This window comes from Paenibacillus sp. NPDC058367, from assembly GCF_042723305.1.
GTDB lineage: Bacteria > Bacillota > Bacilli > Paenibacillales > Paenibacillaceae > Paenibacillus_AQ.
Genome location: NZ_JBHXIZ010000004.1, coordinates 162,551 through 178,202, shown reverse-complemented (window position 1 = coordinate 178,202; position 15,652 = coordinate 162,551). Strand labels below are relative to the sequence as shown.

Annotated in this window: 15 protein-coding genes, 1 pseudogene and 1 riboswitch; of the genes and pseudogenes, 5 read left to right on the top strand and 11 right to left on the bottom strand. The window is 42.4% G+C overall.

The genetic code is table 11. The annotated features are described in order from the left end of the window. Positions 1–121 precede the first annotated feature (121 nt). A riboswitch (cyclic di-GMP riboswitch) is annotated at positions 122–208 on the bottom strand. Between the two features lie 157 nt (positions 209–365). The 3 genes from ACFWMP_RS21510 to ACFWMP_RS21500 form a co-directional block, all read right to left on the bottom strand. Beyond that, positions 366–932: a hypothetical protein gene (locus ACFWMP_RS21510; RefSeq protein WP_042194709.1), complete on the bottom strand. Its 567-nt coding sequence runs from the start codon at positions 930–932 to the stop codon at positions 366–368. A 115-nt stretch (positions 933–1,047) separates the two neighbouring features. Further along, positions 1,048–2,031 carry an EAL domain-containing protein gene (locus ACFWMP_RS21505; protein ID WP_076120347.1) on the bottom strand — a complete coding sequence of 328 codons (984 nt, stop codon included), beginning with the start codon at positions 2,029–2,031 and terminating at the stop codon, positions 1,048–1,050. A 55-nt stretch (positions 2,032–2,086) separates the two neighbouring features. After that, positions 2,087–2,770: a Crp/Fnr family transcriptional regulator gene (locus ACFWMP_RS21500; RefSeq protein ID WP_379424668.1), complete on the bottom strand. Its 684-nt coding sequence runs from the start codon at positions 2,768–2,770 to the stop codon at positions 2,087–2,089. Positions 2,771–2,888: 118 nt separating this feature from the next. Here ACFWMP_RS21500 and ACFWMP_RS21495 point away from each other — a divergent pair, with 118 nt between their 5' ends. Further along, positions 2,889–3,740: a leucine-rich repeat domain-containing protein gene (locus ACFWMP_RS21495; protein ID WP_379424667.1), complete on the top strand. Its 852-nt coding sequence runs from the start codon at positions 2,889–2,891 to the stop codon at positions 3,738–3,740. Between the two features lie 15 nt (positions 3,741–3,755). Here ACFWMP_RS21495 and ACFWMP_RS21490 read toward each other — a convergent pair whose 3' ends face one another. The 3 genes from ACFWMP_RS21490 to ACFWMP_RS21480 all read right to left on the bottom strand — a co-directional run bounded on the left by ACFWMP_RS21490 (position 3,756) and on the right by ACFWMP_RS21480 (position 6,462). Next, positions 3,756–4,745 (bottom strand): sensor domain-containing diguanylate cyclase, encoded by a 990-nt coding sequence (locus tag ACFWMP_RS21490; protein ID WP_379424666.1) that lies wholly within the window; start codon positions 4,743–4,745, stop codon positions 3,756–3,758. Positions 4,746–4,785: 40 nt separating this feature from the next. Continuing rightward, on the bottom strand, positions 4,786–5,580 hold the full coding sequence (locus tag ACFWMP_RS21485) for an alpha/beta fold hydrolase (protein ID WP_042192872.1): 795 nt from the start codon (positions 5,578–5,580) through the stop codon (positions 4,786–4,788). A gap of 120 nt (positions 5,581–5,700) precedes the next feature. Continuing rightward, complete coding sequence (locus ACFWMP_RS21480; RefSeq protein WP_042131593.1) at positions 5,701–6,462, bottom strand: SDR family oxidoreductase; 762 nt, start codon at positions 6,460–6,462, stop codon at positions 5,701–5,703. A 365-nt stretch (positions 6,463–6,827) separates the two neighbouring features. On the opposite strand from ACFWMP_RS21480, the gene ACFWMP_RS21475 reads away from it, so the two are divergent. Continuing rightward, on the top strand, positions 6,828–7,394 hold the full coding sequence (locus tag ACFWMP_RS21475; RefSeq protein ID WP_379424665.1) for a TetR/AcrR family transcriptional regulator: 567 nt from the start codon (positions 6,828–6,830) through the stop codon (positions 7,392–7,394). A gap of 64 nt (positions 7,395–7,458) precedes the next feature. On the opposite strand, the gene ACFWMP_RS21470 is transcribed toward ACFWMP_RS21475, so the two are convergent. The 3 genes and pseudogenes from ACFWMP_RS21470 to ACFWMP_RS21460 all read right to left on the bottom strand — a co-directional run bounded on the left by ACFWMP_RS21470 (position 7,459) and on the right by ACFWMP_RS21460 (position 10,932). After that, positions 7,459–9,501, bottom strand: coding sequence for a carbohydrate-binding domain-containing protein (locus ACFWMP_RS21470; protein ID WP_379424664.1), 2,043 nt, complete (start codon positions 9,499–9,501; stop codon positions 7,459–7,461). Between the two features lie 24 nt (positions 9,502–9,525). Next, entirely contained in the window at positions 9,526–10,206 is a 681-nt protein-coding gene (locus ACFWMP_RS21465) for a DUF4956 domain-containing protein (protein WP_042192877.1), read from the bottom strand. Further along, positions 10,199–10,932: pseudogene (locus tag ACFWMP_RS21460) on the bottom strand (VTC domain-containing protein). Before ACFWMP_RS21460 ends, ACFWMP_RS21465 begins: the two are co-directional and overlap by 8 nt. A gap of 373 nt (positions 10,933–11,305) precedes the next feature. Here ACFWMP_RS21460 and ACFWMP_RS21455 point away from each other — a divergent pair. Continuing rightward, positions 11,306–11,983: a response regulator transcription factor gene (locus ACFWMP_RS21455; RefSeq protein ID WP_339244023.1), complete on the top strand. Its 678-nt coding sequence runs from the start codon at positions 11,306–11,308 to the stop codon at positions 11,981–11,983. Next, positions 11,983–13,257, top strand: a complete 1,275-nt coding sequence (locus ACFWMP_RS21450; RefSeq protein WP_379424663.1) for a sensor histidine kinase — start codon at positions 11,983–11,985, stop codon at positions 13,255–13,257. The genes ACFWMP_RS21455 and ACFWMP_RS21450 overlap by 1 nt, the downstream gene beginning before the upstream one ends. Positions 13,258–13,329: 72 nt before the next feature. Here ACFWMP_RS21450 and ACFWMP_RS21445 read toward each other — a convergent pair whose 3' ends face one another. Together ACFWMP_RS21445 and ACFWMP_RS21440 are read right to left on the bottom strand one after the other, a co-directional pair. Beyond that, positions 13,330–14,085, bottom strand: a complete 756-nt coding sequence (locus tag ACFWMP_RS21445; protein ID WP_379424662.1) for a class I SAM-dependent methyltransferase — start codon at positions 14,083–14,085, stop codon at positions 13,330–13,332. 14 nt (positions 14,086–14,099) lie between these two features. Beyond that, on the bottom strand, positions 14,100–14,642 hold the full coding sequence (locus tag ACFWMP_RS21440) for a hypothetical protein (RefSeq protein WP_339244026.1): 543 nt from the start codon (positions 14,640–14,642) through the stop codon (positions 14,100–14,102). 95 nt (positions 14,643–14,737) lie between these two features. Here ACFWMP_RS21440 and ACFWMP_RS21435 point away from each other — a divergent pair, with 95 nt between their 5' ends. Beyond that, positions 14,738–15,652, top strand: coding sequence for a phosphatidate cytidylyltransferase (locus ACFWMP_RS21435; protein WP_042192888.1), 915 nt, complete (start codon positions 14,738–14,740; stop codon positions 15,650–15,652).

Below are 15,652 nucleotides of genomic sequence, written 5' to 3'. Positions count from 1 at the left end.
TCCGTGCCTAAAAATAGGCACAAAAAAAACTACCCCAAAAGAGTAGCTTGATTGCGTATAAAGTCGCATAAAAACTAAGACTTAATTTTTATTAAACTTTAACAAAAAGCGTAATACACTCTTTGGCAGCTGGCTGACAATAGTTATGATAACCTTAGTCCCTATAGCTTTGCGTCCCTACATTTCCATAGGTTTGCCTATGAAGTTTCGAATACATTACAAAGAGTAACATAACGCTACATCTGATCGCATGATTAATTGGTATGAAATCCGAATAGGTAATTGCAATTACTTTTTCTATCGTGATAGATATTCTTTATCGAGTATCCCGGAAGAGAGAGGACACTTTAGGACTGGAGGTCTACTTAACTCCCCGCACCAAACAAACGCCGGAACCAATTCCACACATCGCCCGTGATGGGAATTAACCCGAAGCCATGCTCGCCAACTGCGATTAGACCATATGCCCATTGGCCAATAGCTACTGCTCCCCCAGCAATCCGTCCTATGGCTACCGCCCCAAATGCCGTATCACCTATGGCGACAGCCCCCAACGCTTTTTCGGCTATCGCGATCGCGCCTACAGCCACTCCTGCAATAGCAATCGCCCCAGCTGCGAAGCCAAGCCAGCTAATGGCTATCGCTCCAAGGGCTAACCACATTCCTAGTGATATTGCACCCACGGATAGAACCCCTACGCTTATCGCACCTATGGAAATCAAGCCTACAGCTACATCTCCAATAGCAATTAATCCAACAGCTGTCTTCACTTGTGGCTTGCTTCCGTGACCATACCCCTGACCTGAGTATCGACCCAAATTGCTGCGAATACTTACCACCGGAAATGATGGAGACGGCCATTGATAATCAATTTCTCGTCCACCTAACCCTCTAGAATCCGCCCAGTGCGTGATGTACTTATGCCATTTCATATCCATCCCGTCCCCCTTCTCAATTACCTTAATTATACAACCCTAGGGGTTGGCTGCACTCAGACTCTGACCTGAAATTCATCTCATCCTCTAGACGGAGTTATACTCATTAGGATCACTGTTTGGGAATAGGATCAGGCTTTCCAAATAAATATCCCTGAAACAACTGATAACCACTCTGCTTAAGCCATTCAAAGTCCTCTCTAAACTCCACACCTTCTGCTAGAGGAACGGATTGGATTTCTAAAGCTTTTTCTAAAAATTGTTTAGCTATTTTCTGTTTGTTCAGATCGCTGGACACACCCTGAACATATTTCATATCCAGCTTCATGTAATGGGGTTTAAGCTCCAATAACATCTCGATCGTGCTGAAGCCCTCGCCAACATCATCTAAAGCGTATTCAAATCCCCGATCCTTGTAATATGTCAAAATAGCTTTCAAATGAGCGAGATCATCCACTTTCTCCGTCTCAACAACTTCAAAGACAAAAAGAGAGGGATCAACGCCTAATTGATTGGCCAGTTCAACGGTTGATCTTAAGCAGAACTCTGGCGCGTAGATCGACGTTGGGATAAAATTAATAAACGTTTTTTTATTTAAGGGTGCAGCATATTTTACAGCAGTCATTCTACATAACCGGTCTAAAGCATATAAACGCCCACGATTCCGTGCCGCCGCAAAAATCTCATTAGGATAGATAAGGGACCCATCTTCTTTTTTAAATCTGGATAGGAGCTCGTATGCAAAAATCTCTTCCCGTACGTTCACAATCGGTTGGAAGTGACAAGTAACTAAGCCCTTAGTTATAACCTCATCAATCCACTCCATATCAAGCACAGTGGGTAATTCGGATAGAGGTCTCCATGTTTGGTCATCTATACGGAATTCAAACTGCTCCGACTCCATATGGTCATTACAGAAATCTAGAAAATCCCGCACCCCAGCCTCCTTAATCGTAATCACATTTTCTTCTACCTTATGTATCGTATTACTTCTACTCAAGTGATGAATAACCTCAGGTAAAATCCTTAGATTAAGCTCACCATGAGCCTTGATTTCAAAATTCAGCTCTCTTACTACACAATGATTACATGCCACATTCATAACCCCTTTAATAATCAATTCTCTGAAAAAGATCCCGGAACTGCTCTTCTCAATCGAAATCCGTATACTCTAGTAAATACGTCGGGTCTAACACGGTGATCTGCTGATGTTGAATATCAATAATCTTTTGCTCTTGCAGATCTTTAAGCACAAGGGTAGCCGTCTCCCTTAGCGTTCCGATCATATCCGCGAACTGCTGATGGGTCAATCGAAGATCAATCCTCTGTTTGCCTTGCTCCTCGACTCCAAATCTTTGGTATAGTCTTCTCAGCGTAAAGATCGCACGCGCTCTCGCATCATGAAATTTCATTTCATGTAATAACCGATTCGATAAAAATAAACGGTCCATTTGCAGCAGCATCAATTGTTCCTTAATCAACGGGTAATCGGCAAGCATCTGCTCAAAAGGCTCACGTTTAATCACAAATAATACAGTATCATTCATAGCCACCGCAGACAGCACTCTTATATTGGAGGGATGGATCACTTCCAGATCGCCAAATAAATCGCCTTTTCCAAAAAGATCTACGGTATGCTCTTTCCCTTTTGTGGTAGCGTACACCCTTATAATCCCCGAATAGATAACATAGGCGTGATCTCCCGGATCTGATTCTGCAAACACCAGAGTACCTTTGGAATAGGCCCTATAAGTGAACAGTCTTGAGACCGCCTCGATCTCCTTCGAGGGTAAACCCTGAAAGAAGCGAATGCCAGTCCAAAAAGAAGCTTCCATCTCATTATTCCTTTCTAAAACATTCCATAGTTTTGTATGCCAACATACTGATAATAAATCATCATCCTGTTATATTCTATCGTAACGATGCCAAAACCAATAACAAAGGAGAACCTCCATGAGATATAATTTTGACGGAAAAGGACTTACAGAAACGCCAGAGATCGTGTTTGAGAGCAATCCTCTACTAGAACTGAGCATGTACAACAACCATCTTAAAGAAATCCCTGACCAGCTCTTCCTTCATGACGAATTAGAGGTACTTAATTATGCGGGTAATGAAATCGAACAGTTATCCGAGAACATCGGTCGCTTAGTTCACCTAAGAATGTTGGATTTAGGCCATAATCGACTTAAGCTGTTGCCGGAGACAATTGGCGGACTGCAGGGGTTAGATTCTTTTCTATACCTAAGCAATAATCAGTTTGAACAGCTGCCGGACCAGCTTTGTAATCTCCAGAAACTCAAGTATCTGAACGTAACAGATAATCATCTCAAGCAATTGCCTACCCGTATAGGCGAATTGAGCAGTCTAATTGAATTGCGGCTTTATTATAATCAGCTAGAACGTCTACCTGATTCGATCACACAAATAAAAGGGTTAAGAGAGGTTCATCTTTACGGTAATCAACTGGTCGTATTGCCAGAGCATTTGGGTGCTTTAGAAGAACTGCGGATACTCGATATGAGTGATAATCGAATCACTGAACTGCCCTCATCCATCGGTAAACTAAGCAAGTTAAGAAGACTTAACCTTCGAAAAAATAAACTGAATAAGCTGCCTGAGGAAATAGGTCAATTAAGCAGCCTTGTTGAACTTGATTTAAGAGATAATAACCTGCAAGAAATCCCGAATTCCCTTTTACAGCTTGAACGATTAGAGAAACTGGATCTAAGATGGAATCACAGCTTGAAGGGAACAGATATTTTAGAGCAATTAGAGCAAAGAGGATGTATCGTATATAAATAACAAAAAAGCCCCCTGTTAAAGAAGCTTTTCATTCAAATCTATGCTATGCGTGACGCGGTTTCTCCCCTGTTCTTTAGAGGCATAGAGCGCTTGATCAGCTTTTTGCAGAAGGGTGGTTTCTGAATCAGCTGGAATAAATGTAGCTATACCAATACTCACCGTAATCCGGCCCATTTCCCAAGTTGAATACGCGATAGATTGCCGTAAATTCTCAGCTATAGTCTTTGACTCCGAGATATCTGTATTAGGTAAAAGAAGTATGAATTCCTCACCGCCATATCTAACCGCCATATCCTCTTTACGAGATTGCAGTTTCAAGATACTCGCCATTTTCTCCAGTACATAGTCACCTGTCTGATGCCCATAGGTGTCGTTCACTTTTTTAAAATGATCAATATCTATAATACACAGCGAAAATGCTGTTTGAGCTTGGCCATACCCTGCAATCTGCTCTTCCAGCTTCTCTTGAAGAAACCTTCTATTCTTCAGCCCAGTCAGCTTATCTGTATTAGATAATTCTACTAAAACGGCATTCATCTCCAGCAATTCAGCTTGCTTTTGCTCGATTTCCAGGTGAATTTGTTTGAGCTTTGCCAGCGCCTGATCTTTTTCCCAATAAGCCTCTTCTATTTGCTTCTTCGCAGATCGTAACTCTAGCTCATAATCAATACGTTTGCCCATCTGTACCAGAATACAATCAATGACCTCTACACCTTCACACTCAAGGCGTCTGCCATTTAACAAGTAAGGGACGGATTGTCCCTTGCTGTCCTTCAAATTGATAAATAACTCTTCCACCTGTCCATTCAGATTGATAAAGGGATAGAAGTATGAATGAAAAATAAGCTTGTTTGCCGTAGACATGATAGATTCAAAATGCTTATGCACCAAATCAACCTGCTTATACCCCATACGGTCCAAGAACGTCTGATTTACATCCTTGATTATTCCTTCATGGGTAATAGAAACATAGCCACAAGGCGCATATCTTAATCGGTCATCCATGATCTAAATATCCTTTCAACACAGCATAATCTCATCTAGCTTACGTAAGATATTCATTAATTAAAGTGATTGTCTCCTCAGGATGGCTTATATGCGGGTAATGCCCTTTAGCCTCCATTAACCGGAAGGTGCTATTATTCAAGTGTTTATGTAGATATTCTCCAGCCGCTATAGGTACGATACTGTCATCCGAGCATTGTAGAATAAGTGTAGGGATTGTAGCCTTAGGTAGATCTTCCCTATGATCTGAAAAGAACGTAACTTCTGCAAATTCCCTTGCAATAACAGGATCTGCCGAGATAAAGCTGCGCTCCAGCTCTTTCGTTAACATCGGGTCAGGGTTGTTCATAGCAAGAGGTGCCATAAAGCTAGCCCAGCCAGCAAAATTCATCTCCATCATCTCCAGAAGCTCAGTAATATCGCTCTTCTCGAAGCCTCCGAAATAAGTATCCCCCTCATTTAAATAACATGAAGAAGGACCAATCATAATCATTTTATCAAAATAATCCGGCCGCTCAATCGAAGCAAGCATCCCGATCATAGAACTAATCGAATGACCTATAAAAATAATATCTTTGAGTTCCAACGTTTCGATGACATCCAATACATCCTGTACATAGCCGTGGAGCGTATGATATTTATCTGTTGTATATGCACTTAAATCTGAGTTACCTGAACCTACATAATCAAATAGAACGATTCGATATTTCTTCTCAAAAGAAGGCGTGATAAACTGCCACATGCTCTGGTCACACCCAAATCCATGTGCAAAAAGGATAGTTCTTTCTCCTTCTCCAATCACTTTCACATGATTCCGCGCCCTAACATCGTTCATTTCATATAACTCCCTCTATAGTTAGCATTCTCTCTATTTTGAAGGGTTAACCTGGAAATATCAAGAGCATAAAAAACTCCGCTAGAGTAATCTCTAGCGGAGTTTTTATGATATCTAATTTTAGAATGCTGAAGTCCATCCCGCATCGGCAGCGAGGACTGCTCCGTTTACAAAACTGGAGTCATCTGAAGCCAGGAATAACGCAACTTGTGCGATTTCTTCAGGTGAACCTACACGAGGAATTACAGCCTGTGTTAGTTGAGTGCGGCTCATGCCGAACTCATTAATATTTTTCATAGAAGCACTAATGTTAGTGGCAGTAGCTCCTGGTGCGATGGCATTACAACGAATGCCTTTGTTGGCATACATAAAAGCTGTATTTTTCGTCAAGCCTACTACTGCATGTTTGGAGGCAGTATAAGTTGCTCCAGCATGAGCACCACTTACGCCACCAGTAGAAGCGGTATTCACAATAACGCCCTTTCCTTTTTCGAGGAAAATAGGTAGCGCTTTACGTGTGGACCGCATTACACTTTTGGTATTGATGTCAAAGATAAGATCCCATCTCTCATCATTAATATCACCAACTGGCTCAAAGCCGTCCATAATACCCGCATTATTCACTAGTATATCTAGGGTTCCATATTCATTTACTGCGGTATCAATCATGTTATTGATATCTTCGACTAGAGCAACATTTACTTTCAACGCCTTAGCTACTCCACCATTACTAACGATTCCTGCTGCGACTTGTTCCGCACCTTCGAGGTTAAGATCGGCTACTATTACTTTAGCACCTTCTTTAGCGTACAACTCTGCGATAGATTTCCCCATACCCGAGGCTGCTCCGGTAACAACTGCAACTCTGTCTTGAAGTTTCATGTTGGAAGTCTCCTTTACGTTTATCTATAATGTAAGTATCAATACAAGCAAAAACGCCTTCGGCGTCCTTAATAGGACGATAAGCGTATATGCGAGAAATATAAGGATAAAGTATAGCGTGAAACTTATACTTCCTTATATTTTATAAAATCTCTAAATCACTTAAAATTTATTCTACTCAAGTTTAATCTTCTGCAATTTAACTATCAATATACAAATGAGACATCAAATGTTCATAAATAAATATAACTTGGAATTGTGTTGAAATAGGAATAGAAAATAGACAGTTAGGTGGTCTTCTGTTGCTTAAAAATCGAAGAACAAGTAAATCGAAGAAAGAACTAAAAAATGCATTGATATTACTCATGGAAAAAAAGAATTTCCGCACCATTACGATAACCGATATTGTTACTCTAGCCGATTTAAACCGTGGAACCTTCTATAAGCATTATCAAACCAAAGAAGAACTTCTGAATGAGCTGATTGATGATGTGCTGGAGGATTTAATTAAGGCTTATAAAGATCCCTATCTCCATACCGATAAATTCATGGTGAGTGAGCTTACTACCTCTAGCATCAAAATTTTTGAGCATGTCGTTTCCTACTCTAATTTTTATACCATCATTGTAAATTCCAATGTTCTGCCTGGGTTTCAAAATAAGATTTGTGACATCTTAAAGGAGCTAACCAAGCAGGACTTAGTCGCGGTTAATAATACTAATAACAATATAAATATCGAATTATTTTCTAGCTATACGGCCTATGCTCTATTTGGATTAATCATGGAATGGGTAAAGGGAGGGTTCAAATATACTGCGAACCATATGGCAGAGCAGCTGATTCAAATTCTGTCTTTTAATTCACACAATGTGATCATAAAGACTTCAAATCAACCCATTAAGCAGAATTTAATCTCTATTAATAACGACTAATTATCTGTACCACCAAAAAGCCACTCCAATGTGCTGGAGTGGCTTTTAATATGCAATTTATAGATTATGGTCTTCCTTTTCCACCGCCACCGCCGCCACCTGGACCTTGATTGGTGTTCGCGGTGGTTACTCCGGATTCATTCAGCCAAGTTACACTACTTGTGATTTCAAACGCTACTACTTTCGTTCCTCCAGTATATTCGCCATCCGTATACAATCCATTTGCTTCACTGCCAGTCGAGGTACCTCCCGAGTAGAGGGTGTATGATCCACCGTCTTTCAAATCAGGGGAGCTCATCACCAACGACTGATAATCCTTCGATGGAGCAAAGGTTAGAATCGTGTTTCCTTCGCTATCCTCCAGATGGACCAATGTTCCGGCCTTCTGGATCTGAGGAAACGTCATGCTGACTGCATGTTGGCTGGAGGTGTCAGACGTTGCCTGAGCCATACCCGAGCTTCCCGCGGCTATTAGAATACCGCCACTCTGTTCAAAGCTGCCATCGTAATCGAGAGCACCGTTTCCACCATTAGTAGGTCCATTAACAATTACTGTACCACCTGACACCACGATAGAGCCGTTCGAATCCAATCCGTCACCTGTGGCATCGACTGTTAATGTTCCCCCGCTAATCGTGAGCACATTAGCCGCAGCATCGCTGAATTGATCCTGCTCCTGAGGGCCACCCCCTACAGTCGCTTCATCATTACCTCCTGCAACATTCACTCCATCATCAGAAGCAACCACATGAGCTTCACCACCGGAAATCTCGATGTTTGCTCCTTCAATCCCTTCGTAGCTCTTCGTAATATCAATTTTGCCACCGGATATCGCCACCAAGGCATCCGCATGGATTCCATCGTCGCCAGTTTTGATGTTGAATTCTCCATCGGCTATCGCAACGTTACTGTTGCTGTGCACTGCATCATCAGCAGAATCAATGTTAAATGTTCCGTTGTTTACGCTAATATCTCCTCCAGCCTTCAAGCCTTTAGTACTTGGTATTTCCGATTCTGTTGTTGTTGTCGTTGTTGGTGCTTCCGTTGTTGTTATCTCTGGCTTTGCTTCTGGTTTTGTTGCTGGTGTCGATGTTTCTGATGTTCCCGGTGCTTGGCCACCTGTTCCTTGACCTCGGTCACCTCTCATGCCCATGCCTGCCCCTTGATCACCTGTCTTCACTTCGCCATTCTCGCTGCCTCCACCTGTAACCACGGTATACGTTCCGCCATCGATTACAAGTACAGTTTCCGCCTGAATTCCGTCATTGCCAGCCTTAATATCAAATGTTCCTGCTGCTATAGCAAGGAAGCCTTTGTCCGTTTCGGTATCGTTCGTTGATTTCATTCCGTCACCTTCAGCTGTAATGCTGATACTTCCATCCTGCACAGCAACTAGATCTTTACCGACAATCCCGTCATCGGCAGCCTGAATTTCAAGTGTGCCATTCATTATTTTGAGATCGTCCTTGCTTGTAATCCCATCATTATAATTAGCAGAAACGGACAGCTTCCCTGTACCATTGATTGTTAAGTCTGCTTTACTAAAGATAGCTGCACTAGGCTCATCTGTAGTGTCATCAGCATAGACATAAGTTGCTCCATCCGATACAGAGTTCTCTGTTCCGTCCTCCAAGGTAATGATCACTTTACCTGCTTCTTTAATATCAATTGCAGCACTATCGCTGTTCGTGATGTTCACACCGTTCAGTACCAAATGCACAATACCTTCATCCTGATTATTAACTACAATCTGTCCATCACTCAGCTTACCAGACAGCACATAAGTTCCCGCTGCAGTAATTGTCACTGATCCATCCTTAGACTCAGCCCCGGTGCCGTCAACAAGCGCACTTGTTCCAGCCAAAGCAATTTCCGTCGATTGGTCCGCCGTCCAACTTGTATTAGAATCGTCTTCATCGAACGTTACTAAGTCCGACAGCTTTGCACTTGCCAGTTGTACTCCGGTAGCAGCTCCACTCTGGCTCGACGTTAATTCACTCGACATAGCTTCAGACTGTACTGTCGTATTATTATTGCTGCAAGCCGACATGAGTCCCGCACACAGTAACAAGACCCCTATTTTACTGATTGTTGTATAATTCTTCATATCTCATCCATCCTTTCGGTCATTTTAATAGTCATTTGCAGTGGGATTCATAGTTAACGAGAGATCTAGATTCCCGTTACGAGTGCGAATCGCATCTAGGAATTCCTTCTGGTTCACAGTCTCGCCCAGCGTAACGACATAGACTAGTTCATATAAACTACCAAGCTCAGTCGTTCTAATCTTCTTAAGGTCATACCCCACATTAAATTTGTTGAAAACTTCAGCGAATGCCTCCTCATAGCCCAGACTCTCTGGAATAGTTACCTTGAGTGTCTTTTGCAACGTTGTTTTTACCCCGAAATTAGTCCGATTAAGAATAAACATAAGTGCGCACAAGATAAGAGTGAACAAGACTGCGTATCCGAATGAACCTACCCCGCAGGCCAGTCCTGATGCCATGGTAAACAATACAAATGTGATATCCTTCGGATCACCAGGTGCACTTCTGAACCGAATGATGGAGAATGCTCCGGCAAGACTGAAGGCTCTGGCAACATTACTGCCAATGAGCAGGATGATGATGGCTACAATTACGGGCAGCAGTACCATTGTGAGTGTAAAGCTTTGCGAATAACCACTGGAATTCGTCTTCATATAGGTGTAGCTAATGATCCCGCCAAGGGCGATAGCTATAACAATGGTTAGGATTGCGTTGGTAAACGTTAGCCCTGTACTCGTTGCTACGGTAAATAATGAATCAAGCATAAAGAGCACTCCCCCGTTCTGTTTTACTGTTCTTCAGCATTTTTTTATATTCATTACCGTACTTGGAGAAGCTTGTACGGTACATTTGATGCTCTGAGAGCATTTTTGCTAACCAAACCGGAATCGTATTTTCAGCCTTTACTTCCATAAGCCACTGACCTGGCTCTAGTAATGGTTCCCCATAAACGCCATGCTCCATCTTGAGATCGTACCGCCGACTTCGAATATTCGTATCGAACGTGATTCTTAAATCACGATTTTTTTTACAAAACAACGCTTTGCGGTCATAAGACAGATACACCTTTGGCTGCAATTCATACCGCGTTAAAAAGTATTTAATCTCTTCAATCACCTGTTTGTTCATATAATCCTTAAATTCTGGCTCCCTGCCAGTGGCAACAAAAGCATAAGCCTCGTCTAATTTGAGCGACGTTCTTCTTTTATTCACCAGCCCGAACACCTTCTTCTTAATTTCCAGATACACCTTTGTATCTTGATTCGGAACACCGTAAGCTCGCAAACGCAGCTTCTCTTTGTACTTCGGCTTCGCAAGACTATTACGAATCAGGGTATTGTGCGCAGTATCATAATATAAGTTGGTGATGGAATAAAACTCATGCTGCTTGTTGAAATCGTCTAGTTCCATGTATTCGAGTAATTGGTTATAAAATATTCGTTGTCCAGTAAATATTTGTTCTCATAACGGTTGAATACCTCAATCGCCATATGGGATCATCCTTTCTGTTTATCATTGTCTCGTGTGCTTATGAATGTATCTTAGATCCCAAACCTTTAATGAATCTTAAATGGTTTTACAAACTACCCCACTACAGGTGTAAATCGTAACTCCGGTGAATGTTGGACTTCCGGCCGCTGTTGTCTGCAGATTTATTGATTTAAATTGCTATTCGCAGTGGAAATCCCCAGACAAAGGCGGACGCTATCGCTCCTACAGTTCCAAAATCCCCCTCCGTTACTTGCCACCTGTTCAATTTTTACAATGCAGTTCTATACCAACCTTCATTAAGGTTCAGTAAAGGTAATACTGATATAATGACCTCAATAACAAATACTCGTTTTATGTAGGGGATGCAAAACCATGAGAATATTAATCGTAGAAGATGAGCTTCATCTCGCTGAAGCCTTAACTCAAATATTAAAAAAACATAATTATTCGGTGGATGCAGTCCATGACGGTAGATCGGGTCTGGATTACGCACTGAGCGGAATTTATGATTTGCTGCTGCTCGACATTATGCTACCTGAGATGGATGGGGTTAGCGTCCTCAAGACGCTGCGCAAGAAAGGGGAATCCACTCCCGTTATCCTGCTTACCGCAAAGGGGGAGATAACAGATATGGTCACTGGACTAGACTATGGGGCTGATGATTATATCGCCAAACCTTTTTCCTCGGAGATCTTACTGGCACGAATAAGGGCTGTACTAAGACGTAAAAACGAGGTTATTCCAGATGATGCTTTAAAGTTCGGGGATATTGAATTGAATACATCGACTCTGAAGCTTACCGTGGGTGGCAAAGAGATCAAGCTGAACCTTAAGGAAAGTGAATTATTGGAGCTTCTGATTCTTAGAAAACAAGCCGTAACCTCCAAGGAACAAATTATTGAGAAGTTATGGGGGTTCGATTCGGAGGCAGAGCACAACAATGTGGAGGTGTACATTTCTTTTTTGAGAAAAAAATTGACCTTCTTAAATTCGACTGTACGCATTAGTACGATCAGAAATGTAGGGTATGTATTAGAGGTGACGGCCTAATGTTCACGAAGCTCAGAAATCGATTTCTTATTGTTAACCTAGTAACTATATCCGTAATAATGCTGGTGGCTTTCATCTCGATTTATGTCATTACGTACCAAGAAGTCCAAAACAATATTCAGATGGATCTTCACAGAATTATGGAGAACTACAAGTCTCCCGGCGGTGATACAGGACGAATGGGCTCAACTAAGGGAGGTTCCCAGTTACCCCATGCTGATAATAAACGTATGGATAACGGAACTCCACCTCCGGAACGGTCCGTCTCATTTATGCTGAAGATAGATACAGCGTCGAACCTCATCGGGAAAGATTCCAAATTTACGATGGACGATGAATTTTATGATACGGCTCTGCAAGAGGCTCTGAGTGCTGATAAAGATACCGGAAGGTTCACCTTGGACAGCAGCAAATGGATCTTCAACATCCAGCATACGAATGATGGGGCAATGCTTGTATTTCTGGACATCACTGCCCAGCAGAAAATCCTCACCAATCTAATCTATACCTTCTCTGTAGTTGGCTCGGTAATGTTAATTATTTTATACTTCACAAGCCGGTTTTTCGCTAATCGGTCCATCGCACCGGTGAAGGAGGCTTTTGATAAACAAAAGCAGTTTATTGCCGATGCTTCCCATGAATTGAAGACGCCGCTGACCATTATTAACACCAATGCGGATGTTCTTCTCTCCAACAGTGATGATACTATTCACAATCAGTCAAAGTGGCTGCACTACATCAAATCGGAAACAGAGAGAATGACCAGTCTGACCAATGATCTGCTATACCTAACCGAGATGGACGACTCCAGATCGACCATGATCTATTCGAAGTTCAATTTGAGCGAAGCGGTTGAGAATATTATTTTAACGATGGAAGCTGTTATCTTCGAGAAGCATATCTCGCTTGAATATGACATTGAGCCTAACCTGACTGTGATGGGGAATAGTGAACAGATTAAACAAGTGATTATGATCCTTTTGGACAACGCTGTAAAATATACGAATCCTAAAGGCTCAGTCACTTTATCCCTTAAAAAACAACATAATGATATGGTGTTATCGGTCACCAATACGGGTGAGGGCATTGCATCGGAGCACTTAGCAAGAATCTTTGACCGATTCTACCGTACGAATGCTTCCCGAGCGCGTAAACAAGGGGGTTATGGCCTGGGGCTGGCGATTGCCAAATCCATCGTTGAACAACATAAAGGAAAAATTTACGCCAAAAGCACGGTCGGCGAATCCACCACCTTTTACGTTCATCTTTCATAACTAAAAGTAAAAAAAGACTCGATCCCTGTTATCACTAGGATTTGAGTCTTTTTAATATGCTGATTTCATTTATTATACTTCGCCCCAATAGACCTCGGTCTCATATTCAAAAAACACTTTATCATCCTGTTTATTTCGTTCAAATAGGTTCCTCAGCTCCGTCATCATATTCTCGTAACGTGGATCTCCGGGGGCCGGAATGTAGGAAGATGATCTCGCCCGTCCGCTTAATCCCTCGAAATCAAACACCTGCTGATTGCTAAAGTGCGCTACTTGCATCTGCCCTGCCTTAAAAAAGGAGCTAAGGATTTCGGGGGTAATATTCTTATGATTAACTTGAGTGTAGTCGGTGCTGAAGGTTTGCACGAGCTGCTCATATTCCTCCAGAAATGGGGTACCGTAAGTACGCCGAGAATTCCATATCAGAACTGCCTTTCCACCCGGTTTAAGAATCCGCTTGAATTCCAATTGCGCTGCATCCCTATCAAACCAGTGAAACGCCTGGGCACACACGATAAAGTCTACAGACTGGTCTGGCAATTCTGTCTTCTCGGCAGAGCCAGGCAATGCGCGGAAATGGTTATCCTTTGCGAACTTCTCCTCCGCAGCTGTACGCATTTCCGGATTTGGTTCAACGGCAGTCACGCGACACCCGCGCTCCAGAAGCAGTGCTGAGAATATTCCTGTTCCTGCGCCAATATCCGCAATATCACAATTCGATTTTAGCCCAATCGTATTGTATAAATAATCAATGGCTTCTTTAGGATAACTCGGGCGGTATTTCACATACGAATCTACCCGATTTGAGAACCGTTCTTTGTTATTCATCCCAATACTCTCCCTTAGCTTTTAGGTTCGTACTCACTTAATTTGCCTTGATAGATTAGCTTCAGCCGATCGCTTTGCCGAAAATCATCCGGCGTTACGAGCGCAGGCAGCTTGTTCCATAGCTTAATGCCGGACCTCTCCAGAATTTCCGCTACAAATTGTGAGCAGAAATAAGAGTTGCTGAATTCAACAGGTTCCTTCAAAGCGATACCAATCACGCCGAGAATATTATAGAGATACTTTTGCCGGCTTCGGATAAAGACTTTGAGTACCCGCTCCATCTTCTCCACTTCACGGGCTGTAACTTGAAGTTCATATAGAACACACGTCGTATTTGGATATTTGCTGAACGTGCCTGTCTTAATATCCTCCTTCACGAATCCTCCGTTTAGAGGGTTGCTCGGGTGCTTTCTGCCAAAGCTATATAACTCGGAAAGCTCCCGATTAAAGGAGATCGAGGCATGATTATAAGGAGCTCTCGTGTAGCCTTGAATAAGCTTCGTAAAGAGCGTTCCGGTATTCGTAAGCAAGATAAAGATCGATGGATCATCTGCCATTTACAATTTTCCCCTTATCAAGATTGAACGTTTCCTTCATAATAACATATGAACCCATTAATGGAATCTACTCTACGACAAGTTGGTGATTAGCTATCGACCGCTCTCTATTAACGGTAATCCTGATTTTTGCGGCCTTATCGGCCATTCACTTGATGTATGTAGTTATAGGCAAATTACAGCCCAGTAAAGACTATACAGGGATCGGCTTCCGCATCAAAACCTGGTGGGGAATGCTTTTTATCTTTTGTTTGGCTACTCTCTTTAATCCAGTCGTCTCACTATTGGCACTCATGGTGCTGACCTTCTTCGCACTCAAAGAATATTTCTCCATGATAAAGTCACGAAAATCCGACCGCAGACTATTTCTGTGGGCGTACTTATCCATTCCTCTACAGTTCTACTGGATTTATATCGAATGGTACGGGATGTTTATTGTGTTTATTCCAGTCTATGTATTCTTACTCCTACCGCTACCTAGGCTCATTAATAAAGGGACAGTTGGCTTCCTGCGTAGTGTTAGTTCAACCCAGTGGGGATTAATGCTGATGGTCTTCGGACTTAGTCACTTAGCATATTTTCAATTTGCTACACCGGAGTATGGAGCGGGGCTTGTATTATTCCTAGTAGTGCTGACACAGCTGAATGATGTGGTCCACTATCTCGCATCCCTTTATATGGGAAAGCGCAAAGTGGTCCCAACCGCCAACCCGTATTTGACCTGGGAAGGTTTTGCCTGTGCGTTTGTCGTAACAACCGGGGTCTCCTATTTGATCTATCCCTACCTGACGCCGCTCAACCCGATCTTCGGTTTCCTGTCAGGCATGCTAATCAGTTTGAGCGGCTTCTTGGGTAGCTTAACGGTTTCCGTGCTGAAGCGAGATTTGCTCATCGGTGATGGCGATAAATTCGTAGCTTTAAAAGAAAGCTATTTAAGCCGTGTGGATAGCTTGACCTACACCTCGCCGGTCTTTTTCCATGTCATCCGTTATTTCTTCGATTTCATGTAA

What these genes read in the sequence shown, in the direction of transcription:
- ACFWMP_RS21510 (WP_042194709.1), bottom strand. Translation starts at nt 932, where the DNA reads ATGAAATGGCATAAGTACATCACGCACTGGGCGGATTCTAGAGGGTTA.
- ACFWMP_RS21500 (WP_379424668.1), bottom strand. Translation starts at nt 2,770, where the DNA reads ATGGAAGCTTCTTTTTGGACTGGCATTCGCTTCTTTCAGGGTTTACCC.
- ACFWMP_RS21495 (WP_379424667.1), top strand. Translation starts at nt 2,889, where the DNA reads ATGAGATATAATTTTGACGGAAAAGGACTTACAGAAACGCCAGAGATC.
- ACFWMP_RS21490 (WP_379424666.1), bottom strand. Translation starts at nt 4,745, where the DNA reads ATGGATGACCGATTAAGATATGCGCCTTGTGGCTATGTTTCTATTACC.
- ACFWMP_RS21485 (WP_042192872.1), bottom strand. Translation starts at nt 5,580, where the DNA reads ATGAACGATGTTAGGGCGCGGAATCATGTGAAAGTGATTGGAGAAGGA.
- ACFWMP_RS21480 (WP_042131593.1), bottom strand. Translation starts at nt 6,462, where the DNA reads ATGAAACTTCAAGACAGAGTTGCAGTTGTTACCGGAGCAGCCTCGGGT.
- ACFWMP_RS21475 (WP_379424665.1), top strand. Translation starts at nt 6,828, where the DNA reads ATGGAAAAAAAGAATTTCCGCACCATTACGATAACCGATATTGTTACT.
- ACFWMP_RS21470 (WP_379424664.1), bottom strand. Translation starts at nt 9,501, where the DNA reads ATGAAGAATTATACAACAATCAGTAAAATAGGGGTCTTGTTACTGTGT.
- ACFWMP_RS21465 (WP_042192877.1), bottom strand. Translation starts at nt 10,206, where the DNA reads ATGCTTGATTCATTATTTACCGTAGCAACGAGTACAGGGCTAACGTTT.
- ACFWMP_RS21455 (WP_339244023.1), top strand. Translation starts at nt 11,306, where the DNA reads ATGAGAATATTAATCGTAGAAGATGAGCTTCATCTCGCTGAAGCCTTA.
- ACFWMP_RS21450 (WP_379424663.1), top strand. Translation starts at nt 11,983, where the DNA reads ATGTTCACGAAGCTCAGAAATCGATTTCTTATTGTTAACCTAGTAACT.
- ACFWMP_RS21445 (WP_379424662.1), bottom strand. Translation starts at nt 14,085, where the DNA reads ATGAATAACAAAGAACGGTTCTCAAATCGGGTAGATTCGTATGTGAAA.
- ACFWMP_RS21440 (WP_339244026.1), bottom strand. Translation starts at nt 14,642, where the DNA reads ATGGCAGATGATCCATCGATCTTTATCTTGCTTACGAATACCGGAACG.